This window comes from Aquamicrobium sp. (assembly GCF_023954335.1).
GTDB lineage: Bacteria > Pseudomonadota > Alphaproteobacteria > Rhizobiales > Rhizobiaceae > Aerobium.
The window spans coordinates 750,019-774,960 of sequence record NZ_JAMLIE010000002.1 but is presented as its reverse complement, the minus strand read 5'-3'; the positions used below and the strand labels follow the sequence as shown (position 1 = coordinate 774,960).

Genomic DNA, 24,942 nt, shown 5'->3' with positions numbered 1-24,942 from the left:
TCATCGCATCGAGGCGGAAGGCGGAGCCGGTGGCACATCCGAACCGGCGCCGTGACGGAAGGCGATCGAGGCGTTGTCGGAGCCGTGCGTCCGTCGTGCGTCGAGGATCATGTTGGCAGCATCGGTCTCCGCGTTGGCTATCGCGGAATGACCAATCCCTCCTCCTCAGCGATCCCCTAAGTCCGTTCGGTTTCCACCAGCAACCCCCGCAGCTCCCAGCCGTGTTGCCGCGCGAGCGCGGCTGCCCGCCCCACCTGGGGCTTTAGGGGCAAGCTGCCGAAGGATCGGCAGTTGCGGGAGTCTCCCGACGGCCTTGGCCGGGTCTCGTCGGAGGGACGGTCCCTCCGGCAAGAGCAAACGGAGACCTAGAATGACCAACATCGTGATCCTCAATGGCAACGTCGGCCAGGACCCTGAGACCAACACCTACGACCGCACCCAGGTCACGCGCTTCAGCATGGCCACCTCGCGGCCCCGCTACTCCAACGGCGAGATCATCCGCGACAAGAATGGCCGTGCGGAGCAGGAAACGGAATGGCACCGCGTGACCGCCTTCAACGGCGTCGCCAAGTCGCTCCGCAAATGCGTGAAGGGCATGCGCGTCCTGGTGGAAGGCCGCAACAAGACCACCCGCTGGACCGACAAGGACGGCGCGGTCCACTACACGACCGAGGTGATCGCCGAGAGGGTCACGTTCCTCTCCTGGCCGAAGCCGAAGAACGAAAACGACGACGGCAAGTTCATCGAAGACGACGAGATTCCGTTCTGATCGGAACCTCGAAGGCCCGGCGGTATCCACCGCCGGGCCTTTTCCCATGCTCGCGGCCGGCTCCCGCATCTTGGCGACGGCGCGCCGCAGCACCAGCGCGCCGCCCTGGCGGCGAGATCCGCACGATCGCCGGTCTCACCCTGGACGGCCCCATGCGAACTCGATGCGGCCATCGCATGGCATAGCCATCGCCTTCACATTCCCGAAACGAGCGCACGCAGCGAGGATGCCGCGATTGGCGCGCCGCAAAGCCCGACCAGCGAGCGAATGGCGAGACTTCCCGGCTCCGGCAACAGCCTCGGCAGCGCGAACGCCAGCTCCGGGATTCTTGGCGGAACCACCCCGCTCTTGGAGGCTGACCTTGGTTTCAATCCCGGCCTTCCACGATCAACCCCGCAAGGGGGTCCGCTACGCGCGCGTGCGGCCCTTCCGGCCACGGCCTCCAGGGTGATCGCGGCCGCGACCAAAACCCATCGGGCGCCTGTCGAGCGGGGATGGTCCCCGCCACCAGAACGGGAGCCGGAAATGTCGCTTGCAGATGCCCACGCCCTCGCCTTCAGCCTCGCCTCGACCCTGATGGTCTCGATCGTCATCTTCCGCGCCGGCGACGGCACCATGGGCGTGATGCCCGCCGCCGAATATGACGGCGACGACGACACCATCGTCAACGAGGTGGACCCCTTTGCCCCCTAGCGGGCGATGCCGGGCCGCCACCGGCCCGGCGGCGGCCGCCGCCGCCACGCATCTCGACTGGAAGCGCCGGGCGAATCAGACGGAAGCACGGCATCGGCGCGACCGCGCCGGACGGCGATAATGGGTCGATTCTACTGGCAACTCCGGCTATTATAGCCGTAGTTCTGGCACGAGGCTCAGTGCCGGTGGGAGGTGATCGTGTATGATCACCGCCCAACAGACACGGGCCGCGCGCGCACTACTGAGCTGGACACAGGAGATGCTCGCCGACAGGGCCGCCGTTTCGCTGACCGCGCTCAAGCGCATGGAGTCGGTCAACGGCGAACGTGTCTTCGAGACCACCGCCGACAGGGTTCGCAGGGCTCTGGAAGCGTCGGGCATCGTCTTCATCAACTCCGGCCCGAATATCGGGGTGATGATGGATGTCACGCACACAGCCAACAGCCGCTGACGCGATCGCAGCAAATCCGCCACGGACCATCGCGTTCACCCTTCTCGATGAATCGGCGTTTACCGATCACATCTTTGCGATATTGTGCGCGCCAAAATCCAGAACGTCGCAACCGGGGGAAGGACGTGATGGCGACGCTATCCTATCGTGACGAGGCGCCGAGCGGCGATCTTCTCACGGACTATGACCGCGCGCATGTGAAGCTCTATTGCCGCCTGCTCGATGCCGAGGCGGACGGTGCCGATTGGCAAGAAGCCGTGGAAGTCCTGTTCGGACTCGATCCCCAGGCCGAACCCGAACGCGCCCGCAGGGTTCACGAGACCCACCTTGCCCGCGCGCACTGGATGACCGAACACGGCTACAAGATCCTGCGCCTCGGCCGCCCGAACTGAACCATCGTCGATCATCGTATTGCCGGCAGGCGAAGGCGCTTTGCGGCGGCAGGTTCTTGATCGGCGACCGACTCGCCCGGATCATTCTCCCGTTTGACGTGTGTTTTCAGTAGTGCGGGAGGAGTATCATGAGACCCGACACGTCGCATTGGCGGGAGGAGTCCGCCTACGACTTCATGGATCAGGCCGGCGTCGACAACCTCGCCTGGGAGTGCCTGCGCCGAAACGGAGACTACCAGCAGGACTATCGTGTTCTCAGGGGAGCCGGCAGCCTCGATCAGCGACTGCCCGAACCGATGGAGCGCCGCTGGGGGTTACGATTTCGCGGCCCGGCCACGCCTCTCGGGCTTTAACCAGCCCGTTCTCTGGAGCGAAACGGTCGATACCGCCGTCCTGCGCCTTGCCGGCAGTCCTGTTCCGCCGCGCGAGGGCAGCGCAACCCTGCGCGCCTTCCTCTCAGGCGAGGTGAGGATCACGCCGGAGGAACTCCACCTCCTGCTGCGCGAGGTCGGTCCCGGCCTGCATCTGGTCGCCGACCCCACGATCCAGCCCGACGATCCGCTGGCGATCTCGATACCGATCGACCCTGACGGTCTCGACCGCCTTGCCGCCGCCGACCGCCTGCTGCGGCACCTGGCAGGCTACCGGGTTCCACGCGACCAGCGCATGACGGCCCAGCAACGACGACGGCTCAAGGCGATGCTGCGCGCCGTCGACGCCCGCCGGCATCGCGCCAGCCAGCGCGAAATCGCCCAGGTTCTGTTCGGTGTCGATCGGATCGCCGAGGAACAATGGCAATCCTCGCCGTTCCGCGACACCGTGCGAGACCTCCTCCGTGACGGCGCCGCCATGATCGCGGGCGGCTATCTCAAGCTCCTGCGCTTCCGCCGCCGATCCTGACCGCCAACGATCAGGGTGGGGAATTTCGGCACCCCTCAATTTCCCCCACTCCCTGCGCTCCCTTCCTTCGCCACCGTGGCCCCTGACCGCCGCTCCACCCGAGCGGCACACCCCGAAGCCACGGAGGCAGCCATGTACCCCAATCCCGCTCTTTTGCCGCCGCGCTTTCTGCGCACCAAGGACGCCGCCGAGTTTCTCGGCCTTTCGCCCCGCACCCTGGAGAAGCACCGGACCTATGGCACCGGGCCGCTGTTCCGCAAGCTCGGCGGCCGTGTCGTCTATGCGATCGACGAGCTGGAAGCCTGGGCCGACAAGGGAACCGTTTCCTCCACGTCCGATCCTCGCGGCAGCGTTCTGGCCGCCCTTCCCAGCAACAGGCAGCATCCTCCCGTTTCGGGCCGCGCCGCGCGCTGAGGGTGTCACTTATGTCCCGACGCCTTCCCAGCTCCGAGCGGACGCGCCTCGACCCGTTCGTCATCGCCACAGGCGACGCCAGCCCGCGAGATCAGCGCGACCTCATGGAGCGCCCCTTCTTCTCGCTGGCGAAGTCCCGGCGCACCGTGCCGATCCTCTACGAAGCCGGCGCGGTGCGTGTCGAGGTCTTCGCCGTGCCGGAGCACGGCATGGCAACCATCTGGGACGCGGACATCCTGATCTGGGCCGCAGGCCAGATCGTCGAGGCCGAGAACCTCGGTCTTGCGACCTCGCGCTTCCTCCGCTTCACGCCCTATCACCTCCTCACGGCCATCGGACGCGAGACCGGCGCCAGTGACTACAAGCTGCTCAAGGCCGCTCTGACCCGGCTGCAATCGACCTCGATCCGCACAACGATCCGCAATGGCGAGCATTGGCGGCGGCATCAGTTCTCCTGGGTCAACGAATGGGAGGAACTCACCCGCCTCGACGGCCGGGTCGAGGGCATGGAGCTGGTCCTCCCCGATTGGTTCTATCGCGGCGTCATCGACCGCTCGCTCGTGCTGGCGATCGACGCGGACTACTTCCGGCTCAAAGGCGGGATCGAACGCTGGCTCTACCGCGTCGCCCGCAAGCACGCCGGCCGCCAGCCGCAGGGGTGGGTGTTCGACCTCCACCACCTCCATGAGAAATCCGGGAGCCTCGCGCGCGTCTCCGACTTCGCGCTCCAGATCCGCCGCATCGCCAAACGCCAGCCGCTGCCCGGCTATCGGCTCGGCATCGAGCGCGACGGACGCCGCGAAATGCTGCGCTTCCTGCCCGCGCCGTTATCCACAGGGCTTGTGGATAAAGGTGTGGAAACCATCGGGAGATCACACGCACGACCCTTCGGGAGATCGCACGCAAACCCTTCGGGAGATCACACGCAAAAACCCCAGCTAACGCTTTGGCCCGAAACGACGATTCCCGGCCTTAACTTAGAGTCTAACAATAATACTAACTTTGAAGGGCGCGCGCGCGAGGTGGATAACCTCATCCGCGACACCGCCCGAAGCCTTAGCGTAGCCGCGAAAAAAAGCGCGCCGTTCGCGCTTTCTACACCGCAAAATCCGAACAAGTCCGACGACGCGGACGTCCCTTCGTCCGACGCGCCCCGGCTCCCTCTCGATCTGCCGGGAGGCCGCCGATGATCGTCGCGTTGCTCAATCAAAAGGGAGGCGTCGGCAAGACGACGCTGGCGCTGCATCTCGCTGGTGAACTGGCGATGCGCGGCAACCGCGTCACCCTGATCGACGCCGACCCGCAGGGCTCGGCCCTCGACTGGTCCCAGCAACGCTCGCGCGAGGGCTTGGCCCGCGCGTTCGGCGTCGTCGGCCTGGCGCGCGACACGCTGCACCGTGAAGCCCCCGAGCTTGCCCGCGACGTCGATCACGTCGTCATAGACGGCCCACCTCGCGTCGCCGGCCTCATGCGCTCGGCGCTGCTCGCCGCCGATCTCGTGCTGATCCCCGTGCAGCCGTCGCCGCTCGACGGCTGGGCCTCGGCCGAGATGCTGGCGCTGCTCGCCGAGGCCCGCATCTACCGGCCGCAGCTCGTCGCCCGTTTCGTGCTCAATCGCTGCGGCGCGCGCACCGTCATCGCCCGCGAGACGGCCGAGACGCTGGCCGACCATGATCCGCCCCTGCTCGCCGCCACGGTCGGCCAGCGTGTCGTCTTCGCCGACGCTGCCCAGACCGGACGGCTCGCCTCGGACATCGACCGCCAGTCGCCCGCCGCGCGCGAGATCGCGGCGCTGGCGGCCGAGGTCGCGCGTCTCGGCGTCGGGAGGGCCGCGCCATGATGGTGCTCCCCGAAATCATCCTGTCCGGCGACTGCCGCGATCGCATGCCGGCGCACGGCCCCTACGACATGATCCTCGCCGATCCCCCTTACGGGGACACATCGCTCGCCTGGGATCGCCGCGTCGAGGGCTGGCTGACGCTCGCGCGCGCCGCGCTTGCGCCGACCGGCTCAATGTGGGTCTTCGGCTCGCTGCGCAGCTTCATGGCGACCGCCGACCGCTTCGCTGACGCCGGGTTGCGGCTAGCCCAGGAGATCGTCTGGGAGAAGCAGAACGGCACCAGCTTTCACGCCGACCGCTTCAAACGGGTCCACGAGCTGGCCGTCCAGTTCTATCGCGCCGAGACGCCCTGGCGCGACATCTACAACGACCCACAGACGACGCCCGACGCGACGGCCCGCACCGTCCGGCGCAAACAGCGCCCGCCCCATACCGGCCAGATCGACGCCGGCCACTATGTTAGCCAGGACGGTGGGCCGCGCCTGATGCGCTCGGTCATCTACCTGCGCAACTGCCACGGCCGCGCTATCCACCCGACCGAGAAGCCATCCGCCCTTCTCGAAATCCTCATCCGCACGAGCTGCCCGGAAGGTGGCCTGGTCGGCGATTGGTTCGCCGGCTCCGGCGCGGCCGGGGAAGCCTGCCGGCTCTCCGGCCGGCGCTATATCGGCTGCGAGATCGACCCCACGATGGCCGACCGTGCCCGCGACCGCATCGCCACCGTGCTGCCGTTCCATGACGGAGGCCCGTCATGACGGCCGGCACGGACAAGCGCGGTTTCGCTACACGCCCGGCCGATCCCGATCGCTGGATCAAGGCCAGCAATACGCCATCAGCGCGCTCCGATGCCGCAGATGCCTATTCGGCGCGGCTGACCGTGGACATCACGCCGGCGTTGCGAGGCCGCATCAAGATCGCGGCCTTCCAGCGCGGCGTCACGGTCGCCGACATGCTGCGCGACCTCTTCGCACGGGAGTTCCCGCCTGCCGATGGGGGCACGCCATGACCGGCTTCGACAACCGCCGCATGGGCGGCAATGCGCTGCCGAACGACGCGCCGCCCTTCACCACGCTGGTTCATCTCACATGGGAGGAAGGCCGGATCGAGCACCGCATCCGCTTCGGCCATCCGATCTACCAGCGGACGATCGACCGGCGCAGCCGCGTCGTCGGCTTCGCGCCGAACAGCGTCTTCGCCTTCGTCCGCTGGGCGTCAAACGACTACGGGACCGTCGTGTCGCGCGTGGACATTCTGCGCGCCATCGGACGCGGCGAGCCGTTCCAGACGCTCCCCTTCGTGCGCCCTGGCGGCGACCTCCTCCTCAAGCTCCATGGCTGGCCGAAGGTCGAGCGCGTGCTCCAGCTCGTCGATGCGATCGAGGCGCTTGACATCGACGCGGCAGACGCTGCGCCGGCATATTGGCGGCACGTCCACAACCGGCTGATCGCCGGTGCGGAACCGCACCTCTATACGCGCGAACAGCACGACGCCTGGCGCACGCGCCGGAGCATCCTGCCATGAGCCCGCGCCACGTCACGCTCATCGCCACGCTCGCCGGTGCGGCGCTGATCGCCGCGCCCGTCGTCACCGGCCAGGCGCCGCGCTTCATCTGGAACGCATCGCCGAGCGTTCCGATCGGGCTCTACGGGATCGCCCCGGCCGGCGCGATCGAGGTCGGCGATCTGGTCGCGGTGCTGCCGCCCGACGACCTCGCCGCCTTCCTCGCCGCGCGCGGCTACCTGCCGCGCGGCGTGCCGCTCCTCAAGCGCGTCCTGGCGCTGCCGGGCGCCGAGGTCTGCCGCCGCGGCGCGACCGTGATCGCCTACGACCACGCCTATGGCGAGGCGCAGGCCCGCGACCGCTTCGGCCGCGACCTGCCGCAATGGCACGGCTGCCGCGTCATCGCCGAGGGCAAGGTGTTCCTGATGAATTGGGACGCCGCCGACAGCCTCGACGGCCGGTATTTCGGACCGCTTCCCCGCACCTCCATCACCGCCCGCGTAACGCCGATCTGGACCGACGAATACGGCGACGGCCGCTTTCGCTGGCGCTTCACCGATCCGGCCCTTGAGCCGTGAGCCTTCCGCAACCAGCACTCAAAGGAGACTTGACCATGGCAAATCTCGGGGACTTCACCCGCACGGAGACCGGCTTCACCGGGCGCTTCGAGGGGCTCGGAATCGAAGGGCCGCTCACCTTCGTTCCGGCCAAGCCTTCGGAGGCCGAGAACGCGCCGACCTATCGCATCCTGCTCGGCGGCGAGAACGGCCGCGACATCGGCGCGGGCTGGTCGCATGTCGGCGAAAAGGCCGGCGAGTTCGTCTCGATCGAGATCTATAGCCCGCTGTTCGGATGGCTGCGCGCCAACCTGTTCCGCGACAGCGACGACGACGACACCGCCTGGAGCCTCCACACCAACGACCAGCGGACCAAGCGCGCCGAAGGGACCGGCAAGTGACGGATCAACGTCATGCCGGCGTCGGACGGCGTTCTTCCGTCCGGCGTCCGGCTCTCCTCCTTCTCCTTTCCGGCCTGCTTCTCGGCCTCGCGCCAGCGCCCGCGATCCGTGCTCAAACCGGGCAGGCCGCGCAGCCGGTAGTCGGCGGCCCGTATGCCATCGACATCGCCGAGGCGGCGCACCGCTTCGGCATCCCGGCCGGCTGGATCGCGGCTGTCCTCGCCGCCGAGAGCGATGCCGATCCGACCGCCGTATCGCCGGCCGGCGCCATGGGCCTGATGCAGCTCATGCCCGCGACATGGGATGAACAGCGCGCGCTCCATCGGCTCGGCAGCGATCCGTTCCAGCCGCGCGACAACATTCTTGCGGGAGCGGCCTACCTGCGCGCCATGTGGGACCGCTACCGCACCATCACCGACATGCTCGGCGCCTACAATTTCGGTCCCGGCCGGTATGACGAATACCTTGCCGGTGAGCGTGGCCTGCCGCCAGAAACGCGCGATTACATCGCCGCGCTCGCGCCCGTTCTCGCCGGTGAGCCGCTCGCGCCGGGCGCACTCGCCGGTCCGCCGCGCGTCACCGACTGGCGCGAAGCTCCCCTCTTCGTCACGGCACCGGCTGGCTCGGAACATTCTCCCGGCCTGCACGGCGAACGCAGCGCCGGCGCACCTTCGGATGCGCCTGCCGCATCGCCCGCTTCGCTCGCGCCGGCCCCGGCCGAGGCCCTGTTCGTCGCGCGATCCGGTTCGGGAGGCGCGCCATGAGCTGGATCGCACAGTTTCGCGCTGTAGCGGAGCGCCGGAAAGGAAAGGAAGGGTCGCGGGCCGGAAGGGGCACGGCGACTGGAATACGGCAAGGTAAAAGCGCCTGCGCAAACCACCGTCAAGCCATTGGAATGGCTTGGTGTTTTGCGCATATGGCGGTCGGTCGTGCATACGCATGGGCGATTTTGCCAGCAAAATCAACGCCACTTCGTATGTGCGGCTTCGCCGTGCCTCGTTGGAGGCGCGCATGAGTGGCGACGACAACGAGTTTCGCATCCGCCCCGGCAAGCCGCGCTCGACCCGCGCGCCGCGCGCCAAGACTTTCATCAATCAGGTGCTGCGCGCCGCCAAGCAGGCGAGCAACGCGCCCGCCAGCGGATCGGCATCGAGATCGAGGCGAAGGGGCGGCGGCTCCGGCCGCTCGACCTTCGGCCGCGGCCGCAATGTCGTGTCACGCAGCCGCCTGCTCGGCTCGCGTCGTCGCGTCGTCGCCAAGGCGCGGATCGCCCGACACCGGGGCCGCGCGTTTCGCTCCGCACCGATCTCGGCGCACCTCTCCTATCTCAAGCGCGAGGGCGTCAGCCGCGATGGTGAGAAGGGCGTCATGTTCGACGCCGAGACCGACCGCGCCGACGATCTCGCCTTCGCCGATCGCTGCCAGGACGACCGGCACCATTTCCGCTTCATCATCTCCCCCGAGGACGCCGGCGACATGGAAGACCTGCGCGCCTTCACGCGGGATCTCGCTCGGCAGATGGAGGCCGATCTCGGCACCCGCCTCGACTGGATCGCCGTCGATCACTGGAACACCGACAATCCGCATGTGCATCTCATCGTGCGCGGCGTGGACGAGACCGGCGCCGATCTCGTCATCTCGCGCGACTATATCAGCCACGACCTGCGTGGCCGCGCCGAGGAACTGGTCGATGCCGAACTCGGTCCCAAGCCCGAGCACGAGATCCGCTCCAGCCTCGCGCGCGAGGTCGACGCCGAACGCTGGACACGGCTCGATCGGGAGATCGCACGCCAGTCCAACGAGCTGGGCTATATCGACCTGCGGCCCGAGGCCAAGGGACCGGACGATCCCGAAATCCGCCGGCTGCTGGTCGCCCGCCTTCGCCATCTCGAAAAGATGGGCCTCGCCACCGATGCCGGTGTCAACGAATGGTTCGTCGAGCCGGGCGCGGAGCGGACGCTGCGCGATCTCGGCACGCGCGGCGACATCATCAAGACCATGCACCGCGCCTTCGCCGGACTCGGCGAGGAGCGCGCCGTCGCCGACTTCACGATCGACGCGGCCAAGGACGGCCCGCCCATCATCGGCCGGCTGGTCGACAAGGGCCTCCATGACGAGCTGACCGGCGAAGCCTATGCCGTGATCGACGGCACCGACGGCCGCGCCCATCACGTCCGCCTGCGCGGCATCGAGGCGTTCGAGCATGCGCCACCGATCGGCGGCATCGTCGAGGTCCGCCGTTTCGGCGGTCCCGACGATCCACGCCCCACCATCGTCCTCGCCAATCGCTCCGACCTCGATCTCCAGAGCCAGATCACGGCGCCCGGCGCAACCTGGCTAGACCATCGGCTGGTCGAGCGCGAACCCATGCCGCTCGGCATGGGCGGCTTCGGCCGCGAGGTGCGCGAGGCGATGGACGCGCGCGCCGAACACCTCGCCGACGAGGGCCTCGCCCGCCGCGAAAGCCAGCGCATCGTTCTGCAACGCAATCTGCTGGCGACGCTGCGCCGGCGCGAACTCGACGCCGTGGGCGAGCAGCTCACGGCCGAGACCGGGCTGTCGCATGTGAAGGCGCAGGCCGGCGAATATGTCGCCGGCACCTATCGCCGCCAGCTCGCGCTCTCCTCCGGCCGCTTCGCCGTGATCGAGGGCATCGCCCCGGATGGCGGGCGCGGTTTCCAGCTCGTCCCCTGGTCCCGCGAGATCGAACACAAGCTCGGCCAGCACATCTCCGGCGTCGCCCGCGGCGGAGGCGGCATCGACTGGTCGCTCGGCCGCAAGCGCGACCTCGGCCTTTGACGAAAGGAGCCTCCCATGTCCGGCACGAAAATCCTCTGGGGCCAGATCAGCATCGTCTTCCTGATCATCCTCGTCTCGGTCTGGAGCGGCACGCAATGGGTCGCCTTCCGGCTCGGCTTCCAGCCCCAGCTCGGCCCCCCTTTGTTCGAGGTCGCCGGCTGGCCGGTCTATTATCCGCCGGCGCTGTTCTGGTGGTGGTATTTCTATGAAGCCTATGCGCCGCGCATCTTCGCCGAGGGCGGCATCATCGCGGCCTCGGGCGGCTTCCTCTCCATCGCCGTCGCCATCACCATGTCGGTGATGCGCGCTCGCGAGGCCAGCGACATCGACACCTATGGCTCGGCGCGCTGGGCAGAGCGGTCCGAGATCGAAGGCGCCGGCCTTCTCGGCCAGGACGGCGTGATCCTCGGCCGCTACGAGCGCGACTATCTGAGGCATGACGGCGCCGAGCACATCTTATGTTTCGCGCCGACGCGATCTGGCAAGGGCGTCGGCCTCGTGGTCCCGAGCTTGTTGACCTGGCCGGGGAGCTGCATTGTCCACGACATCAAGGGGGAGAATTGGCGGCTCACCGCCGGCTTCCGCGCGAGGCACGGCCGCGTGCTTCTCTTCGATCCGACCAATGTGGCCTCGGCCGCCTACAATCCCTTGCTCGAGGTGCGGCGCGGCGAGTGGGAAGTGCGCGACGTCCAGAATATCTCCGACGTGCTGGTCGATCCCGAGGGCTCGCTGGAGAAACGGTCGCATTGGGAAAAGACCAGCCACTCGCTTCTGGTCGGCGCGATCCTGCACGTCCTCTACGCCGAGAAGGACAAGACGCTCGCCGGGGTGGCCGCGTTCCTCTCCGATCCGCGTCGCACGATCGAGGCCACGCTGGACGCCATGATGGCCACGCGCCATCTCGGCGAGGCCGGGCCACACCCCGTCGTGGCGTCGTCGGCCCGCGAGCTGCTCAACAAATCCGACAACGAACGCTCCGGCGTCTTGTCGACGGCTATGAGCTTCCTGGGCCTCTACCGCGATCCGGTTGTCGCGGCCGTGACATCGCGCTGCGACTGGCGCATCGCCGACCTCATCGCCGACCCGAAACCCTCGACGCTCTATCTCGTGGTGCCGCCCTCGGACATCTCGCGGACGAAACCCCTAATCCGTCTCGTTCTCAACCAGATCGGCCGCAGATTGACGGAAGATCTCCACGCCAAGGACCGCCGGCATCGCGTGCTGTTGCTGCTCGACGAGTTTCCCGCGCTCGGCCGGCTCGACTTCTTCGAGTCCTCGCTGGCGTTTCTGGCGGGCTACGGGATCAAGAGCTTCCTCATCGCCCAATCCCTCAATCAAATCGAAAAAGCCTATGGCCAGAACAACGCCATCCTCGACAACTGCCACGTCAGGGTGAGCTTCGCCACCAATGACGAAAGGACCGCGAAAAGGGTGAGCGACGCGCTCGGCACGGCGACCGAGATGAAGGCGATGCAGAACTATGCCGGCAGCCGCCTCGCCCCTTGGCTGGGACACATCATGGTGTCGCGCTCCGAGACCGCCCGCCAGCTCCTCACCCCCGGCGAGATCATGCAGCTCCCGCCCGACGACGAGATCGTCATGGTGGCTGGCAGCCCGCCGATCCGGGCGAAGAAGGCGCGCTACTATATCGACCCGCGCCTGACCGAACGCATCCTTCCGCCGCCCGACCCGGCGACGATCGCCAGCTCGGCGCGCCCCGATGGATGGACGGCGCTGAAGCCTCTTGTTCCCGATGCCGCGCTGGTCGCGGCCGCCGAAGAGGCCGCGAGGAAGAAGGCGGAGGACAAGGCCAACGCCGGCCTGCGCCGCGAACCGGACATGCCCCAGCATGTCGAGATCGTCCACGAAAAGAAGGAGCCTGCGCCCGAGGACGAGTTCAAACACCTGCTCGTCGACGATCAGGAAGACAGCGCCCGGCAGCGTCAGGTCATGGGCCGCCAGATGCGCGGCGTCGCCCGCCAGGTCTCCATGGACCCGAATGACGGCATTGATATGTGAGGATCGACCATGCGCGAACGACTATGCCTGACCCTTCCATCCGAGCTTCTCGGACAGCTCAACGACCTCGCCGATCGCCGCAAGCTGTCGCGCTCGGCCGTGGCCGAGGCGGCCATCGCCTCCTTCCTGTCACCCGACGCCCAGGACATGCGCGAGGCCGCCTTCACGCGCCGTCTCGATCGCCTATCGCGCCAGACGGCGCGGCTCGAACGCGATATGCGGCTGACCGCCGACACGCTGGCGCTGTTCATTCGGCATTGGCTGACCGTCACCCCGCAGCTCCCGCCCGACGAGAACGCCGCCGCCCAGACCAGAGGTCTTAAGCGGTTCGACGGTTTCGTCCAGACGCTCGGCCTACGACTCCAGCAGGGCAACAGCTTCCTCAGTGAGATCCCCGACGACATCGCCGCGAAGCCGGCCGCAGAACGCGATGTGGACGGCCTCCCTTGAAGGCGGGGCGACCACCGCGGATGCTTGCAGGCGTCTCGCAGGGTGATGTTCTCATTGACAACACATGGACACCGCTGTTATGGGGAACAACATGGATGCGGTATTGATCGCCAAGGAACGCACGTCACTCAGCGAAGATGCCTTCTATGAAATCGTGGTCTGGCAGGTGCCCTCCCCGGTTCCCGGCAGCGGCCACGGCTTCAAATACCGCCTCGCCCTCGTGGTGCGCGGGGAATGTATTCTTCGCTACGACAACGAGCGCGGCAAGGGCGACCACCGCCACATCGGCGAGCGAGAGGAACCGTTCGAGTTCACCACGCTGGAGGCGCTTCTGACCGCTTTCGAGCGCGACATGGAAAGGATGCTGGCATGAAGACCTTGACCGTTCGCCTGGGTGGCATGACCGAAATCCGCAGCAGGATCGCCGCGGCCAGCAGGAAGGTGCTCGCCGGTCAGCACGTCGATGTTCAACCCTGCCTCAATTTCGGCAGCTACGAGGACATGCACCGCGTTCTCGCCCCCTCCCGCCTTGCCATCGTCAAGGCGCTTGCCGGGCAAGGCGCGCTGTCGATCCGCGAGGTCGCCCGGCGCGTCGGCCGCGACGTGCAGGCCGTCCACCGGGACGTGACCACGCTCATCAATGCCGGCGTCATCGACCGCACCGAAAGCGGCCTGGAATTTCCCTACGAGAACATCCATTTCGACTTCGACGTGAGCGCAGCCGCTTGACGGCCTGACGCATCGCTGGACTGCACGCCGGCTCTAAGACCCCGGCCATCGCCTCTTCGGGTCGCGCCAGGACGTCCGGCCTGTCGCGGCGGCTGGATTATCCATTTCGGCCCACCGACTGATTCGCCCGCCACAAGACCGGCAGCACGTTCTCGCCGCGACCCGACTCCGCCGTTCTCCTGTATTACTGCGCTGCACTACTACTACGACCGAAACTTGTTGAATCGGCCCGTTTTGCCGTTCTTTTAGTCATCCCCATCCGGGGACCGCCTTCGCCCTCCTCCCCGGAAACGGGGACGAGATGGCTGGCCAAAATCGCAAACAGGCAACGATGGAACGCGGCGCGCGCATGCTCCGCACCGCGCTCGGGCCTGCCATCTCGGACCTGTTGCGCGATCCCTCCATCGTCGAGGTGATGTTGAACCCCGATGGGCGCATCTGGGTCGATCGCCTCGCCGGAGGACTGGAAGACACCGGCGAGAAGCTGACCCCGGAAGATGGCGAGCGCATCGTCCGTCTCGTCGCCCATCACGTCGGGGCCGAGGTGCATGCCCGCGCGCCCCGCGTCTCGGCCGAGCTGCCTGAGAGCGGCGAGCGGTTCGAGGGCCTCCTTCCTCCCGTTGTCACGTCGCCAACATTCGCCATCCGCAAGCCGGCGGTCGCGGTGTTCACCCTCGACGATTACGTCGCAGCCGGGATCATGGCCGACACCCAGGCCGCCGCGCTGCGCGAGGCCGTCGCCTCCCGCGCCAATATCTTGGTGGCGGGCGGCACCTCCACCGGCAAGACGACGCTCACCAATGCGCTGTTGGCCGAAGTCGCCAAGACGCAGGATCGCGTGGTCATCATCGAGGACACACGCGAGTTGCAATGCGCGGCGCCGAACCTCGTCGCCATGAGGACCAAGGACGGGGTGGCGACGCTCTCCGATCTCGTTCGCTCCTCGCTGCGCCTGCGCCCCGACCGCATCCCGATCGGAGAGGTCCGCGGCGCCGAGGCGCTCGACCTCCTGAAAGCTTGGGGAACCGGCCATCCCGGAGGAGTCGGAACGATCCATGCCGGCTCGGCCATCGGCGCGCTGCGCCGTCTCGAGCAGCTCATCCAGGAGGCCGTCGTCACGGTCCCGCGCGCGATGATCGCCGAGACGATCGACCTCGTTGCCGTCCTCTCCGGCCGCGGCTCCGCGCGCCGGCTTGCCGACCTCGCTCGCGTCGAGGGCCTCGGCGCCGACGGCGACTACCGGCTCGCCCCCGCCTTTCCCGACCCCATCCCCACCGACCAAACAGGAGTCCCCGCATGATCCGTCGCGCCTTCCGCGTTCGCCGCCACATCGCAACCGCCGCCGCCTTCACCTGGGTCGCGCTGCTGACCTCGCCAGCCTTGGCCTCCGGCTCCTCCATGCCCTGGGAGGCCCCGCTTCAGTCGATCCTCGAATCCATCGAGGGGCCGGTGGCGAAAATCGTGGCGGTCATCATCATTATCGTGACCGGCCTGACGCTCGCCTTCGGCGATACCGGCGGCGGCTTCCGGCGCCTGATCCAGATCGTCTTCGGCATCTCGATCGCCTTCGCGGCCAGCTCCTTCTTCCTGTCGTTCTTCTCGTTCGGCGGCGGGGCGGTCATCTGATGGTGGCCGTCCTCGAACAGCTCGACGCCCTGCCGGGGTTCACCGCCCCGGTTCACCGGGCGCTGAGCGAACCCATCCTGCTCGGCGGTGCGCCGCGCTCGGTGGCGATCCTCAACGGCACGCTCGCTGGGGCCGTGGGCCTCGGCCTCCAGCTCTGGCTCGCCGGCATCCTGATCTGGGCGGTCGGCCATCTCGCGGCCGTCTGGGCGGCAAAGCGCGATCCCCTCTTCGTCGAGGTCGCACGCCGGCATCTGCGCGTGCCCGGCCACCTCTCGGTGTGAGGCGCGCGCCATGATGAACCTTGCCGAATATCGCCGCACCGCATCGCGCCTCGCCGACTACCTGCCCTGGGTGGCCCTGGTCCGCCAGGGCGTCGTGCTGAACAAGGATGGCAGCTTCCAGCGCAGCGCGAAGTTTCGCGGCCCGGACCTCGACTCCGCCGTCGCGGCCGAGCTGGTCGGCGTTGCCGCCCGCCTCAACAATTCCTTCCGCCGTCTCGGCTCCGGCTGGTGCATCTTCGTGGAAGCGCAACGGTCCGAGGCCGGCACCTATCCGAACGATGTTTTCCCCGACCCGGCCTCCGCGTTGGTCGATGCCGAGCGCAAGGCCGACTTCGAGGAGGAAGGCAGTCACTTCGTCTCGGACTACTATCTGACCTTCCTCTGGCTGCCGCCGGCCGAGGACGCCGCCCGCGCCGAAAGCTGGCTCTATGAGGGCCGCGAGACTTCCGGGGTCAACCCCTGGGAGCTGGTGCGCGGCTTCGTCGACCGCACCGACCGCGTGCTGGCCCTCTTGGACGGCTTCATGCCCGAGTGCCGCTGGCTCACCGACGGCGAAACGCTGACCTATCTCCATTCCACCGTCTCGACCAAGCGGCATCGCGTCCGCGTGCCGGAGACGCCGATCTATCTCGACGCGCTGCTTGCCGACGAGGCGTTGACCGGCGGGCTCGAACCGCGGCTGGGCTCCGCGCATCTGCGCGTCCTCACGATTACCGGATTCCCGAGCGTCACCACACCGGGCCTGCTCGACGATCTCAACCGGCTGGCTTTCCCTTATCGCTGGTCCACCCGCGCCATCCTGATGGACAAGACGGACGCGACCAGGCTGCTCACGAAAATCCGTCGCCAGTGGTTTGCGAAGCGCAAGAGCATCGCCGCCATTCTGAAAGAGGTAATGACGAACGAGCAATCGGCGCTTGTCGACACCGATGCCGCAAACAAGGCGCTCGACGCCGACATGGCCTTGCAGGAACTCGGTGCGGACGTGGCCGGCATCGCCTATGTCACCGCGACCGTCACGGTCTGGGACGAGGATGCCCGCCGCGCCGACGAGAAGCTGCGGCTGGTCGAGAAGGTCGTCCAGTCGCGCGATTTCAGCGTCATGGTCGAGACGGTTAATGCCGTCGACGCCTGGCTCGGCTCGCTGCCGGGCCACGCCTACGCCAATGTGCGTCAGCCTCCGATCTCGACGCTCAACCTTGCCCACACGGTCCCTTCGTCCGCCGTGTGGGCGGGGCCGGAAAGGGATGATCACTTCGGCGCACCCCCGCTGCTCTATGGCAGGACCGAAGGATCGACCCCTTTCCGGCTCTCACTTCATGTCGGCGATGTTGGCCACACGCTGATGGTCGGCCCGACCGGCGCTGGCAAGAGCGTGCTGCTCTCGCTCATGGCGCTGCAATTCCGCCGCTACGCAGGATCGCAAATCTTCGCCTTCGACTTCGGCGGCTCGATTCGCGCGGCGACGTTGGCGATGGGCGGCGACTGGCACGACCTCGGCGGCCGGCTGACCGAAAGCGCGGACAGCTCGGTCTCGCTCCAGCCGCTCGCCCGCATCGAGCAGACGCAGGACCGCGCCTGGGCCGCCGACTGGATCGTCGCGATCCTCCAGCGCGAGGGCGTCACGATCTCGCCCGAGGCCAAGGAGCATATCTGGACCGCGTTGTCCTCGCTCGCCTCGGCCCCGATCGAGGAGCGCACGATCACCGGCCTGTCGGTGCTGCTCCAGTCCAACGATCTGAAGCTCGCCATCCAGCCCTATTGCGTCGGCGGTCCCTATGGGCGGCTGCTCGACGCGGAGGCTGAAAACCTCGGCGACGCTTCGGTCGTGGCCTTCGAGACCGAAGGGCTTCTCGACACCGGCGCGGCTCCCGCCGTCCTCGCCTACCTGTTCCATCGGATCGCCGATCGCCTCGACGGCCGCCCGACGATGATCGTCATCGACGAGGGCTGGCTGGCGCTCGGCGATCCCGCTTTCTCCAAGCAACTGGCCGAGTGGCTGGTCACGCTCAGGAAGAAGAACGCCAGCGTCGTCTTCGCCACGCAATCGCTCGCCCAGCTCGAAAAGAGCACGATCGCCCCGGCAATCATCGAAAGCTGCCCGACCCGGCTGCTCCTGCCCAACGATCGCGCCGTCGAGCCGCAGATCACCGCGATCTACAGGCGCTTCGGCCTGAATGACCGGCAGATCGAGATCCTGGCGCGCGCGATTCCGAAGCGGGACTACTACTGCCAGAGCCGGCGCGGCAACCGGCTGTTCGAGCTGGGCCTGTCCGAAGTCGGCCTCGCGCTCTGCGCCGCGTCCTCGAAGTCCGACCAGGCTTTGATCGCCGACATCCTCGCCGAGCATGGCCGCGACGGCTTCCTCGCCGCGTGGCTCACCGCCCGCGGCGTCGAATGGGCGGCCGACCTCATTCCCAACCTCACCAACATCGCCACCGCGCCGGAGCCCCTGGCGCCGGCCGCGGCACTGGCGGCGACCCTCGACCTTACCGACGCCCTTGAACTTGACCCAGAGGAGATCATGCCATGACCAGATACCGTCTTCCCCGTCTCGCCGGCGCTTCCCTGCTTGCGCTGTCCCTTGCCGCGCCGCTGGCGCTTTCGCCGGTCTTCACCACGCCGGCCCACGCCCTCTTCGGCTTCGGCCGGATCGTTTACGACCCGACCAACCACGCCGAGAACCTTCTGACCGCGGCGCGCACCCTTGAGCAGATCAATAACCAGATCACCTCGCTCCAGAACGAGGCCCAGATGCTCATCAATCAGGCGAGGAACCTGGCGAGCCTGCCCTACAGCTCGCTTCAGGCGCTTCAGCAGAACGTGCAGCGCACGCAGCAGCTTCTGGCCGAGGCGCAGAACATCGCCTTCGACGTGCAGTCGATCGACCGCATGTTCCAGCAGGACTACGGCAATCTCTCCCTCAACGCCACCGACCAGCAGCTCATCGCCGACGCGCGCAGCCGCTGGGAAACAACCGTCGGCGGGCTGCAGGACGCCATGCGCGTTCAGGCCGGGGTGGTCGGCAACATCGACTCCAATCGCGCCGAAATGTCCGCGCTGATCGGCGAAAGCCAGGGCGCCACCGGCGCGCTGCAAGCCACCCAGGCCGGCAACCAGCTTCTCGGCCTCCTGTCGCAGCAGGTCTCCGACCTGATCGCCGTCAGTTCCGCCAATGGCCGGGCCGAGGCGCTGGCCGAAGCCGAGCGCGCCACGGCCGCCGAGCAGGGCCGCATCCAGCGCGAACGCTTCCTCGCTCCTGGGTCGGGATACCAGCCCGGCAACGCAAGCATGTTCAACAACTGACGGGCCGGAAGGGGGACATCATGGACGGCAAGGTGCTGGCCCGGATCGCGGCCATCATATTCGTCGCCGTGGCCATCACGGCGACGATCATCGAAATGACTCGCGAGGAGAAAGCCGGGCCAGCACCGGCCGTTCCGGTTCTCCAGCCGGCCACCGATCCGCTGAGGCTTGAGCAGCGGCGGTGCCAGGAGCTGGGCGAAGCGGCCGCCAACGACGCCACCTGCCTGCGCGTCTGGGCCGAGACCCGCGACCGCTTCCTCGGCCGCTCGCCCGCGCCGGCAGCTCCCGCCCCGAACGAAGGGCGGTGAGCACATGGGCGGCACCGGCGTCATAGACAACTTCCTCGGCATCTTCACCAGTTACATCGACAGCGGTTTTGGTCTGCTCGGCGGTGAGGTGGCGTTCATCGCCACTACCTTGATCGTCATCGACGTCACGCTGGCCGCCCTGTTCTGGGCCTGGGGCGCCGACGACGACATTGTAGCGCGCCTGGTCAAGAAGACCCTCTTTGTTGGCGTCTTCGCCTACATCATTTCCAACTGGAACAATCTCGCCCGGATCGTCTTCGAGAGCTTTGCCGGCCTCGGCCTCCTGGCCTCCGGCACCGGCTTCTCGACCGCCGATCTCCTGCGCCCCGGCCGCGTCGCCCAGACCGGCCTCGATGCCGGCCGGCCGCTGCTCGAATCCATCAGCGATTTGATGGGCTGGATCGCCGTTTTCGAGAACCTCGTCCAGATCCTTTGCCTCTTCTTCGCCTGGGCGCTGGTGATCCTCGCCTTCTTTATTCTGGCGATCCAATTGTTCGTCACTTTGATTGAATTCAAGCTGACCACGCTGGCCGGCTTCGTCCTCATCCCCTTCGGCCTCTGGGGCAAATCCGCCTTCATGGCCGAGCGCGTCCTGGGCAATGTCGTCTCGTCCGGCATCAAGGTGCTGGTCCTCGCGGTCATCATCGGCATCGGCTCGACCCTGTTCGGCCAGTTCACCGCCGGCTTCGGTGGCGCAACCCCCACGATCGATGATGCGATGGCCATCGTCCTTGCCGCCCTTTCCCTTCTCGGCCTTGGAATATTCGGCCCCGGCATTGCCACCGGCCTCGTCTCCGGCGGCCCGCAGCTCAGCGCGGGCGCTGCCGTCGGAACCGGCCTGGCCGTCGGCGGCGCGGCGATCGCAGCCGGTGGCGCGACCATGCTCGCCGCTCGCGGCGGCGGTGCCGCGCTGTCCGGCGGAGCTGCTCTCGCTCGAGGCGGCGCATCGGCCGCTGGCGCCGCGTCCTCGGCTTTTACGCTCGCCTCCATGGGCGAAAGCGGCGCGTCTGGCGTCGCCGCCGGTCTCGGCGGCGTTGCCCGCGCCGGAGCGTCGGCGGCCGTGTCGCCGCTGAAACGCGCCGTTTCCCGCGCCGCCGACAGCCTCAAGTCCAGCCATAGCGCAGGCGTGAAAGGCGGCTTCGAGACCACCGGCGGCACCTCCACTATGGGGACGGTCGGCGGCGGCATGTCGCCCTCTCCAGCAAATGCTCCCTCTGCCGATGGTCCTCCTGCCTGGGCGCAGCGCATGCGGCGAAGCCAGGCCCTGAGCCACGGCGTCACGGCAGCCGCCCATGCCGTCCGCTCCGGTGACAGCCACGGCGGCGGCTCCTCCATCAGCCTTTCCGAAAGCGACCGCACATGAACATCTTCAAACGGCCCACGACCCATTACGGCAAGACGCCGGAACCCGTCACGCCCTATCAGAAGGCCGCCCAGGTCTGGGACGAGCGCGTCGGCTCGGCCCGCGTCCAGGCCCGTAACTGGCGCTACATGGCCTTCGGCTGCCTCATCCTCTCGGCCGGGTTCGCCTCGGCCCTGGTCTGGCAATCGGCCCGCGGCACCGTCGTTCCCTGGGTGGTGGAAATCGACCGCCACGGCGAGGCGCGCGCCGTCGAATCCGCCGTCGCCGACTACCGGCCGACCGACCCGCAAGTGGCTTGGCACCTGGCCCGCTTCATCGAGCAGGTCCGGGGCCTGCCCTCCGATCCCATCGTCCTGCGCCAGAACTGGCTCCGCGCCTATGAGTTCACCACCGACAGGGGCGCGGTGGCGCTCAACGAATACGCCCGCTCGAACGACCCCTTCACGCGCGTCGGCCGGCAGCAGGTCTCCGTCGAGGTTTCCAGCGTGATCCGGGCATCGCCCGACTCGTTCCGCGTCGCCTGGTCGGAGCAGCACTACGAGAACGGCCAGCTCTCCCGCACCGAACGCTGGACCGCGATCCTCACCATCGTCCTTCAGCAGCCGCGCACCGCCGAGCGCCTGCGCGCCAATCCCCTTGGAATCTATGTCAACGCGATCTCCTGGTCGCGGGAGATGTCGCAATGATCCGCAAATCCCACAAAGCCGGACCCACGGCTTTCCGTAAATCCGCCTTGGCGGCTTTGCTGGCCGCAACCATGCTCGCCGGCTGCGCCACCAATCGCCCGCCGCAATTCAGCTACGATGCCGACGTGCCGGCGCTTCCCGTCGTCAGGACCGCCGTGACCGACGGCGCGCCGCGGCCGCTGCATACGCCTCCCGGCTGGACCGTCGCGCGCGGCGGCGCGGCCGCCGGCACCCCAGAGGCCCGCGTCGGCAACGCCAATGCGGCCGCGCGCGTCGAGCCGCGCCGGGAGGGCTACTACAACGCGATCCAGATCTATCCCTGGTCCGAGGGCGCGCTGTTTCAGGTCTATGCCGCCGTCGGGCAGATCACGACCATCGCACTCGAACCCGGCGAAAGCCTGACCGGGGCCGGTCCGATCGCGGCGGGCGACACCGCCCGCTGGATCATCGGCGACACCGAAAGCGGCTCCGGCACGACGCGCCGCGTCCATGTTCTGGTCAAGCCGACCCGCGCCGGCATCTCCACCAATCTGGTGATTACGACGGACCGGAGGACCTACCTCGTCGAGCTGCGCGCGAGCGAGGAGACGTGGATGCCGGCGATCGCCTGGGCCTATCCCGCTCCCCCGGCAAGCCAGCGTGTCACCGCGCCGGCCGCTCCGATCATCCCGGTCGAATCCGCGCGCAACTACCGTTACGGCCTCACCGGCGACACCCCGCCCTGGCGGCCGACCACCGTGTTCGACGATGGGAGGCGCGTTTACGTGGTGTTCCCGCGCGGGATCGTCCAGGGCGAGATGCCGCCCCTGTTCGTCATCGGCTCGGGCGGCGAACCCGAGATCGTCAACAGCCGCATCTATCAGAACGTCCTCATCGTCGATCGCCTCTTCGGAGCGGCCGAGTTGCGCCTTGGCTCCGGCAACCGGCAGCAGACCGTCCGGATCGTCCGCGTCCAGCCGGGCCAGACCGCAGCGACCACGCAAACCACGGCTACGGGAGGAGCACCGTCATGAGCGAGAGCGACGACCGGAAAGAGGAAGGCGTGGAACTGGCCGGAGGGGCTGGCGACGGCGCGGGGGCGATGCGCCTGCGCGCCGAAGCGCCGCGCGTCACGCGCATTTCGCGCAAGGTTCTGATGGGCGCCGGCCTGGTCGCTGGCATCGGCATCGGCGGGGCGCTGATCTATGCGCTTCAGGGCGTCGATCGTGCCGGCCAGTCCGAGGAACTGATCTCGACCGATCGCCGCCAAACGGCGGACGGCTTGCAGGGCCTTCCGGGCAGCTATGGCGACGTGCCGGTGCTCGGCCCGCCGCTGCCCGGCGATCTCGGCGGGCCGGTGCTGCGCGCCCGCGAAGAAGGCCAGCCGATCCCGGCGACCCCCATGCCGGTCCCCGCCGCCGATCCCGAGGAACAGCGCCGGCTTGCCGAGCTGGAGGCGGCCCGCACCAGCGAGATCTTCTTCCAGATCAGGGCGGGCCAGAACACCGGCTCGCCCTCGATCCCGTCCGTTCCCGGCATGACCGGCCTTACGGGCGCCGGAACGCAAGACCGGCACCTTGCCTTCCTTAATGCCGAGGTGGACCGCCGCACGGTCGCGCCCGATCGCGTCATGGCGCCGGCCTCGCCCTATATCCTTCAGGCCGGCTCGGTGATCCCGGCCGCGCTGATCACCGGCATCCGTTCGGACCTGCCGGGACAGATCACCGCCCAGGTGACGCAACACGTCTATGACAGCCCCACAGGCGCCCTGCTTCTTATTCCGCAGGGAAGCCGCCTCATCGGCGAATACGATAATGGCGTCACCTTCGGCCAGCGCAGGGTATTGCTCGTGTGGAATCGTCTCATTCTCCCCAATGGCCGGTCGATCGTTCTGGAGCGCCAGCGCGGCGCCGATGCCTCGGGCTATGCGGGCCTCGAAGACGGGGTTGATTACCATTGGTGGGACTTGATGAAAGCGGCGGGCCTCTCCACGCTCCTGGCCGTTGGCGCGGAGCTGGCGACGAGCGACGAAGACCGCCTGATTCGCGCCATTCGTGACGGGGCGCAGGACACGGTGAACCAGGCGGGACAGCAGATCGTGCAGCGGCAGTTGCAGGTTGAGCCCACCTTGACCATCCGGCCCGGTTTTCCGGTCCGCGTGATCGTTGGGCGCGATCTCGTCCTCGAGCCATACGGAGCCCAATGATGAGCAATCTGAAGCTCGGCCCCCTGCCCAAGCTCGGCATCGTGCGCATGACCATCCCGATGCCGGAGCCGTTGAAGGAGGAACTCGACCTGTATGCCTCCGAATACGGCCGTCTCTATGGCGAGGTCGACGCCGCCACGTTGATCCCGCATATGCTCGAAGCCTTCCTGCGATCCGATCGCGGCTGGCGCAGCCGCAAGTCGAAGCTCACCGGGAAGGCGCGCGCGACGGCTTCCGGCCAGTCCGGCGGAAGCGCCAGGCCGAGCGCAGCCGACGCCGATCATTGATTCCGGCGCAACCGCTGCCTTGCCGCCAGATCCCGCGCGAAGCTCAGGAACCGGCGCAGCGCGGGATTGTCGCTCGACGGCGACCACACCGCGCTGAACGGAACGATGTCTTCGGCCGCCGTCAGCGGGCGCATCGCCAGATCGGCATGCGCCATGCTGGTCCAGCCTTCCGAAACCAGCGTGATGCCCTCGCCGATGGCGACCATGTGCATCAGCGTCTCCACCGTCACTTGGCGCGAGGTCACATCCGGGTAGGTGCTGTAGTCCGCGACCCGGCGCACGATATAGTCATGCACCTCCGGCCCCGGCTCCATGGTCGAGACGATGAATCGCTCGTCGCGCAGTTGCGGCCAATCCAAGGTGTTGCTGCTCGCCAGCGGATGATGGACCGCCATCGCCACATGCACCCGCTCGCGCCAGAACTCCTCGACATCGCAGCCGGCCACCGGAGCGTTGCCGGTGAAAATGGCAATGTCGAGCTGGCGCGCCCGGATCGCGCGCAGATGTTCCCGTCGTCCGCCGTCCTGAATGTCGAGCTCGACGCCCGGATAGCAGCGCCGGTAGGAGGCAATCAGCTCCCGCAGGAAACCACCTGCCAGCGTCGTGATAATGCCGACGCGAACCGTGCCTTCCTCGACCCGGCCGGCCGCGCCGGCGCGCTGCAGCACGGCCTCGGCCCGCTGGAGAACCGGGATGATGTCGTCGAGGAATCGGCTTCCGGCATCGGTCAGCCGGACACCTGACGTGGTGCGCTCGAATAGCGAAATGCCAAGGTCGTCCTCGAAGTCGCGCACATGGCGACTGACGCTGGATACTTTCATGCCGAGCGCGCAGGCCGCGCCCGAAAAGCTCATCTGCTCGGCCGCCGCCAGCACATAGCGCAGCGCCCGCATATCAAATGGAAGTCCCTCCGCCGGCCAGCGCACAGGACGTTCCCAAAGAGGCGTGTTCAGTCCGTCCATCGCCAATGTGCTCCCTCCTCAAGA

Annotated in this window: 32 protein-coding genes; 31 read left to right on the top strand and 1 reads right to left on the bottom strand. The window is 67.7% G+C overall.

The features are described 5' to 3' along the window. The first annotated feature begins 370 nt into the window (after positions 1 to 370). From M9945_RS16420 to M9945_RS16270, 31 genes are all read left to right on the top strand, one after another. Entirely contained in the window at positions 371 to 769 is a 399-nt protein-coding gene (locus tag M9945_RS16420; RefSeq protein WP_367945437.1) for a single-stranded DNA-binding protein, read from the top strand. Positions 770 to 1,294: 525 nt separating this feature from the next. Then, positions 1,295 to 1,462 (top strand): hypothetical protein, encoded by a 168-nt coding sequence (locus tag M9945_RS16415; protein WP_367945436.1) that lies wholly within the window; start codon positions 1,295 to 1,297, stop codon positions 1,460 to 1,462. 202 nt (positions 1,463 to 1,664) lie between these two features. Then, positions 1,665 to 1,913 carry a hypothetical protein gene (locus M9945_RS16410; protein ID WP_367945435.1) on the top strand — a complete coding sequence of 83 codons (249 nt, stop codon included), beginning with the start codon at positions 1,665 to 1,667 and terminating at the stop codon, positions 1,911 to 1,913. 128 nt (positions 1,914 to 2,041) lie between these two features. Then, complete coding sequence (locus M9945_RS16405; RefSeq protein WP_009452123.1) at positions 2,042 to 2,305, top strand: hypothetical protein; 264 nt, start codon at positions 2,042 to 2,044, stop codon at positions 2,303 to 2,305. 128 nt (positions 2,306 to 2,433) lie between these two features. Continuing rightward, positions 2,434 to 2,658, top strand: coding sequence for a DUF6499 domain-containing protein (locus M9945_RS16400; RefSeq protein ID WP_367945434.1), 225 nt, complete (start codon positions 2,434 to 2,436; stop codon positions 2,656 to 2,658). Between the two features lie 112 nt (positions 2,659 to 2,770). Next, positions 2,771 to 3,205, top strand: a complete 435-nt coding sequence (locus tag M9945_RS16395) for a DUF2285 domain-containing protein (protein ID WP_367945433.1) — start codon at positions 2,771 to 2,773, stop codon at positions 3,203 to 3,205. A 132-nt stretch (positions 3,206 to 3,337) separates the two neighbouring features. Further along, complete coding sequence (locus M9945_RS16390) at positions 3,338 to 3,619, top strand: AlpA family transcriptional regulator (RefSeq protein ID WP_009452121.1); 282 nt, start codon at positions 3,338 to 3,340, stop codon at positions 3,617 to 3,619. An 11-nt stretch (positions 3,620 to 3,630) separates the two neighbouring features. Beyond that, complete coding sequence (locus tag M9945_RS16385; RefSeq protein WP_367945432.1) at positions 3,631 to 4,809, top strand: replication initiator protein A; 1,179 nt, start codon at positions 3,631 to 3,633, stop codon at positions 4,807 to 4,809. Then, a complete protein-coding gene (gene parA / locus M9945_RS16380) occupies positions 4,806 to 5,459 on the top strand; it encodes a ParA family partition ATPase (RefSeq protein WP_367945431.1) in 654 nt (217 codons plus the stop codon). Before M9945_RS16385 ends, parA begins: the two co-directional genes overlap by 4 nt. Further along, positions 5,456 to 6,214, top strand: coding sequence for a site-specific DNA-methyltransferase (locus tag M9945_RS16375; protein ID WP_367945430.1), 759 nt, complete (start codon positions 5,456 to 5,458; stop codon positions 6,212 to 6,214). Before parA ends, M9945_RS16375 begins: the two co-directional genes overlap by 4 nt. Beyond that, entirely contained in the window at positions 6,211 to 6,465 is a 255-nt protein-coding gene (locus tag M9945_RS16370) for a hypothetical protein (protein WP_367945429.1), read from the top strand. Before M9945_RS16375 ends, M9945_RS16370 begins: the two co-directional genes overlap by 4 nt. Further along, entirely contained in the window at positions 6,462 to 6,980 is a 519-nt protein-coding gene (locus M9945_RS16365; RefSeq protein ID WP_367945428.1) for a DUF2840 domain-containing protein, read from the top strand. The genes M9945_RS16370 and M9945_RS16365 overlap by 4 nt, the downstream gene beginning before the upstream one ends. After that, positions 6,977 to 7,537 (top strand): S26 family signal peptidase, encoded by a 561-nt coding sequence (locus M9945_RS16360; protein WP_367945427.1) that lies wholly within the window; start codon positions 6,977 to 6,979, stop codon positions 7,535 to 7,537. The genes M9945_RS16365 and M9945_RS16360 overlap by 4 nt, the downstream gene beginning before the upstream one ends. A gap of 35 nt (positions 7,538 to 7,572) precedes the next feature. Further along, entirely contained in the window at positions 7,573 to 7,917 is a 345-nt protein-coding gene (locus tag M9945_RS16355; protein ID WP_367945426.1) for a DUF736 domain-containing protein, read from the top strand. Next, on the top strand, positions 7,914 to 8,681 hold the full coding sequence (locus M9945_RS16350) for a lytic transglycosylase domain-containing protein (protein WP_367945425.1): 768 nt from the start codon (positions 7,914 to 7,916) through the stop codon (positions 8,679 to 8,681). Before M9945_RS16355 ends, M9945_RS16350 begins: the two co-directional genes overlap by 4 nt. A gap of 247 nt (positions 8,682 to 8,928) precedes the next feature. Further along, on the top strand, positions 8,929 to 10,716 hold the full coding sequence (locus M9945_RS16345) for a relaxase/mobilization nuclease domain-containing protein (RefSeq protein ID WP_367945424.1): 1,788 nt from the start codon (positions 8,929 to 8,931) through the stop codon (positions 10,714 to 10,716). 15 nt (positions 10,717 to 10,731) lie between these two features. Continuing rightward, positions 10,732 to 12,735, top strand: coding sequence for a conjugal transfer protein TraG (locus M9945_RS16340; RefSeq protein ID WP_367945423.1), 2,004 nt, complete (start codon positions 10,732 to 10,734; stop codon positions 12,733 to 12,735). A 9-nt stretch (positions 12,736 to 12,744) separates the two neighbouring features. Beyond that, positions 12,745 to 13,185, top strand: a complete 441-nt coding sequence (locus tag M9945_RS16335; RefSeq protein ID WP_367945422.1) for a CopG family transcriptional regulator — start codon at positions 12,745 to 12,747, stop codon at positions 13,183 to 13,185. Positions 13,186 to 13,276: 91 nt separating this feature from the next. After that, entirely contained in the window at positions 13,277 to 13,558 is a 282-nt protein-coding gene (locus M9945_RS16330; RefSeq protein WP_009452109.1) for a DUF6516 family protein, read from the top strand. Then, the gene (locus M9945_RS16325; RefSeq protein WP_367945421.1) at positions 13,555 to 13,914 is read left to right on the top strand and encodes a helix-turn-helix domain-containing protein; all 360 of its coding nucleotides are present in this window, start codon (positions 13,555 to 13,557) and stop codon (positions 13,912 to 13,914) included. Before M9945_RS16330 ends, M9945_RS16325 begins: the two co-directional genes overlap by 4 nt. 301 nt (positions 13,915 to 14,215) lie before the next feature. Continuing rightward, entirely contained in the window at positions 14,216 to 15,214 is a 999-nt protein-coding gene (gene trbB, locus M9945_RS16320; RefSeq protein WP_367945420.1) for a P-type conjugative transfer ATPase TrbB, read from the top strand. After that, positions 15,211 to 15,540: a TrbC/VirB2 family protein gene (locus tag M9945_RS16315; RefSeq protein WP_009452106.1), complete on the top strand. Its 330-nt coding sequence runs from the start codon at positions 15,211 to 15,213 to the stop codon at positions 15,538 to 15,540. Before trbB ends, M9945_RS16315 begins: the two co-directional genes overlap by 4 nt. After that, complete coding sequence (locus M9945_RS16310; protein WP_367945419.1) at positions 15,540 to 15,821, top strand: VirB3 family type IV secretion system protein; 282 nt, start codon at positions 15,540 to 15,542, stop codon at positions 15,819 to 15,821. Before M9945_RS16315 ends, M9945_RS16310 begins: the two co-directional genes overlap by 1 nt. 10 nt (positions 15,822 to 15,831) lie before the next feature. Continuing rightward, positions 15,832 to 18,354: a conjugal transfer protein TrbE gene (gene trbE / locus M9945_RS16305; protein ID WP_367945418.1), complete on the top strand. Its 2,523-nt coding sequence runs from the start codon at positions 15,832 to 15,834 to the stop codon at positions 18,352 to 18,354. After that, positions 18,351 to 19,127, top strand: coding sequence for a P-type conjugative transfer protein TrbJ (gene trbJ, locus M9945_RS16300; protein WP_367945417.1), 777 nt, complete (start codon positions 18,351 to 18,353; stop codon positions 19,125 to 19,127). Before trbE ends, trbJ begins: the two co-directional genes overlap by 4 nt. 20 nt (positions 19,128 to 19,147) lie before the next feature. Next, positions 19,148 to 19,435, top strand: a complete 288-nt coding sequence (gene trbK-alt, locus M9945_RS16295; RefSeq protein ID WP_367945416.1) for a putative entry exclusion protein TrbK-alt — start codon at positions 19,148 to 19,150, stop codon at positions 19,433 to 19,435. A 4-nt stretch (positions 19,436 to 19,439) separates the two neighbouring features. Continuing rightward, entirely contained in the window at positions 19,440 to 20,798 is a 1,359-nt protein-coding gene (gene trbL, locus M9945_RS16290; RefSeq protein WP_367945415.1) for a P-type conjugative transfer protein TrbL, read from the top strand. Further along, positions 20,795 to 21,484 (top strand): conjugal transfer protein TrbF, encoded by a 690-nt coding sequence (trbF, locus tag M9945_RS16285; protein WP_367945414.1) that lies wholly within the window; start codon positions 20,795 to 20,797, stop codon positions 21,482 to 21,484. The genes trbL and trbF overlap by 4 nt, the downstream gene beginning before the upstream one ends. Beyond that, complete coding sequence (gene trbG, locus M9945_RS16280) at positions 21,481 to 22,497, top strand: P-type conjugative transfer protein TrbG (RefSeq protein WP_367945413.1); 1,017 nt, start codon at positions 21,481 to 21,483, stop codon at positions 22,495 to 22,497. Before trbF ends, trbG begins: the two co-directional genes overlap by 4 nt. Before the next feature lie 68 nt (positions 22,498 to 22,565). Beyond that, positions 22,566 to 23,669, top strand: coding sequence for a TrbI/VirB10 family protein (locus M9945_RS16275; protein WP_367929360.1), 1,104 nt, complete (start codon positions 22,566 to 22,568; stop codon positions 23,667 to 23,669). Then, positions 23,669 to 23,956 carry a DUF2274 domain-containing protein gene (locus M9945_RS16270; RefSeq protein ID WP_367929356.1) on the top strand — a complete coding sequence of 96 codons (288 nt, stop codon included), beginning with the start codon at positions 23,669 to 23,671 and terminating at the stop codon, positions 23,954 to 23,956. Before M9945_RS16275 ends, M9945_RS16270 begins: the two co-directional genes overlap by 1 nt. Here the strand turns inward: M9945_RS16270 and M9945_RS16265 are convergent. Continuing rightward, complete coding sequence (locus tag M9945_RS16265; protein WP_367929355.1) at positions 23,950 to 24,918, bottom strand: LysR family transcriptional regulator; 969 nt, start codon at positions 24,916 to 24,918, stop codon at positions 23,950 to 23,952. The two genes, M9945_RS16270 and M9945_RS16265, sit on opposite strands and share 7 nt — an antisense overlap. Positions 24,919 to 24,942 lie beyond the last annotated feature (24 nt).

Excerpts from the sequence above, each read along its gene's own strand:
- M9945_RS16325 (WP_367945421.1), top strand. The coding sequence starts at position 13,555 with ATGAAGACCTTGACCGTTCGCCTGGGTGGCATGACCGAAATCCGCAGC.
- M9945_RS16355 (WP_367945426.1), top strand. The coding sequence starts at position 7,573 with ATGGCAAATCTCGGGGACTTCACCCGCACGGAGACCGGCTTCACCGGG.
- trbL (WP_367945415.1), top strand. The coding sequence starts at position 19,440 with ATGGGCGGCACCGGCGTCATAGACAACTTCCTCGGCATCTTCACCAGT.
- M9945_RS16410 (WP_367945435.1), top strand. The coding sequence starts at position 1,665 with ATGATCACCGCCCAACAGACACGGGCCGCGCGCGCACTACTGAGCTGG.
- M9945_RS16420 (WP_367945437.1), top strand. The coding sequence starts at position 371 with ATGACCAACATCGTGATCCTCAATGGCAACGTCGGCCAGGACCCTGAG.
- M9945_RS16405 (WP_009452123.1), top strand. The coding sequence starts at position 2,042 with ATGGCGACGCTATCCTATCGTGACGAGGCGCCGAGCGGCGATCTTCTC.
- M9945_RS16330 (WP_009452109.1), top strand. The coding sequence starts at position 13,277 with ATGGATGCGGTATTGATCGCCAAGGAACGCACGTCACTCAGCGAAGAT.
- M9945_RS16390 (WP_009452121.1), top strand. The coding sequence starts at position 3,338 with ATGTACCCCAATCCCGCTCTTTTGCCGCCGCGCTTTCTGCGCACCAAG.
- trbE (WP_367945418.1), top strand. The coding sequence starts at position 15,832 with ATGATGAACCTTGCCGAATATCGCCGCACCGCATCGCGCCTCGCCGAC.
- M9945_RS16400 (WP_367945434.1), top strand. The coding sequence starts at position 2,434 with ATGAGACCCGACACGTCGCATTGGCGGGAGGAGTCCGCCTACGACTTC.
- M9945_RS16365 (WP_367945428.1), top strand. The coding sequence starts at position 6,462 with ATGACCGGCTTCGACAACCGCCGCATGGGCGGCAATGCGCTGCCGAAC.
- trbJ (WP_367945417.1), top strand. The coding sequence starts at position 18,351 with ATGACCAGATACCGTCTTCCCCGTCTCGCCGGCGCTTCCCTGCTTGCG.
- trbK-alt (WP_367945416.1), top strand. The coding sequence starts at position 19,148 with ATGGACGGCAAGGTGCTGGCCCGGATCGCGGCCATCATATTCGTCGCC.
- trbG (WP_367945413.1), top strand. The coding sequence starts at position 21,481 with ATGATCCGCAAATCCCACAAAGCCGGACCCACGGCTTTCCGTAAATCC.
- M9945_RS16270 (WP_367929356.1), top strand. The coding sequence starts at position 23,669 with ATGAGCAATCTGAAGCTCGGCCCCCTGCCCAAGCTCGGCATCGTGCGC.
- M9945_RS16345 (WP_367945424.1), top strand. The coding sequence starts at position 8,929 with ATGAGTGGCGACGACAACGAGTTTCGCATCCGCCCCGGCAAGCCGCGC.
- M9945_RS16335 (WP_367945422.1), top strand. The coding sequence starts at position 12,745 with ATGCGCGAACGACTATGCCTGACCCTTCCATCCGAGCTTCTCGGACAG.
- M9945_RS16315 (WP_009452106.1), top strand. The coding sequence starts at position 15,211 with ATGATCCGTCGCGCCTTCCGCGTTCGCCGCCACATCGCAACCGCCGCC.
- M9945_RS16310 (WP_367945419.1), top strand. The coding sequence starts at position 15,540 with ATGGTGGCCGTCCTCGAACAGCTCGACGCCCTGCCGGGGTTCACCGCC.
- trbF (WP_367945414.1), top strand. The coding sequence starts at position 20,795 with ATGAACATCTTCAAACGGCCCACGACCCATTACGGCAAGACGCCGGAA.
- M9945_RS16265 (WP_367929355.1), bottom strand. The coding sequence starts at position 24,918 with ATGGACGGACTGAACACGCCTCTTTGGGAACGTCCTGTGCGCTGGCCG.
- trbB (WP_367945420.1), top strand. The coding sequence starts at position 14,216 with ATGGCTGGCCAAAATCGCAAACAGGCAACGATGGAACGCGGCGCGCGC.
- M9945_RS16415 (WP_367945436.1), top strand. The coding sequence starts at position 1,295 with ATGTCGCTTGCAGATGCCCACGCCCTCGCCTTCAGCCTCGCCTCGACC.
- M9945_RS16275 (WP_367929360.1), top strand. The coding sequence starts at position 22,566 with ATGCGCCTGCGCGCCGAAGCGCCGCGCGTCACGCGCATTTCGCGCAAG.
- M9945_RS16340 (WP_367945423.1), top strand. The coding sequence starts at position 10,732 with ATGTCCGGCACGAAAATCCTCTGGGGCCAGATCAGCATCGTCTTCCTG.
- M9945_RS16370 (WP_367945429.1), top strand. The coding sequence starts at position 6,211 with ATGACGGCCGGCACGGACAAGCGCGGTTTCGCTACACGCCCGGCCGAT.
- M9945_RS16360 (WP_367945427.1), top strand. The coding sequence starts at position 6,977 with ATGAGCCCGCGCCACGTCACGCTCATCGCCACGCTCGCCGGTGCGGCG.
- M9945_RS16375 (WP_367945430.1), top strand. The coding sequence starts at position 5,456 with ATGATGGTGCTCCCCGAAATCATCCTGTCCGGCGACTGCCGCGATCGC.
- M9945_RS16385 (WP_367945432.1), top strand. The coding sequence starts at position 3,631 with ATGTCCCGACGCCTTCCCAGCTCCGAGCGGACGCGCCTCGACCCGTTC.
- parA (WP_367945431.1), top strand. The coding sequence starts at position 4,806 with ATGATCGTCGCGTTGCTCAATCAAAAGGGAGGCGTCGGCAAGACGACG.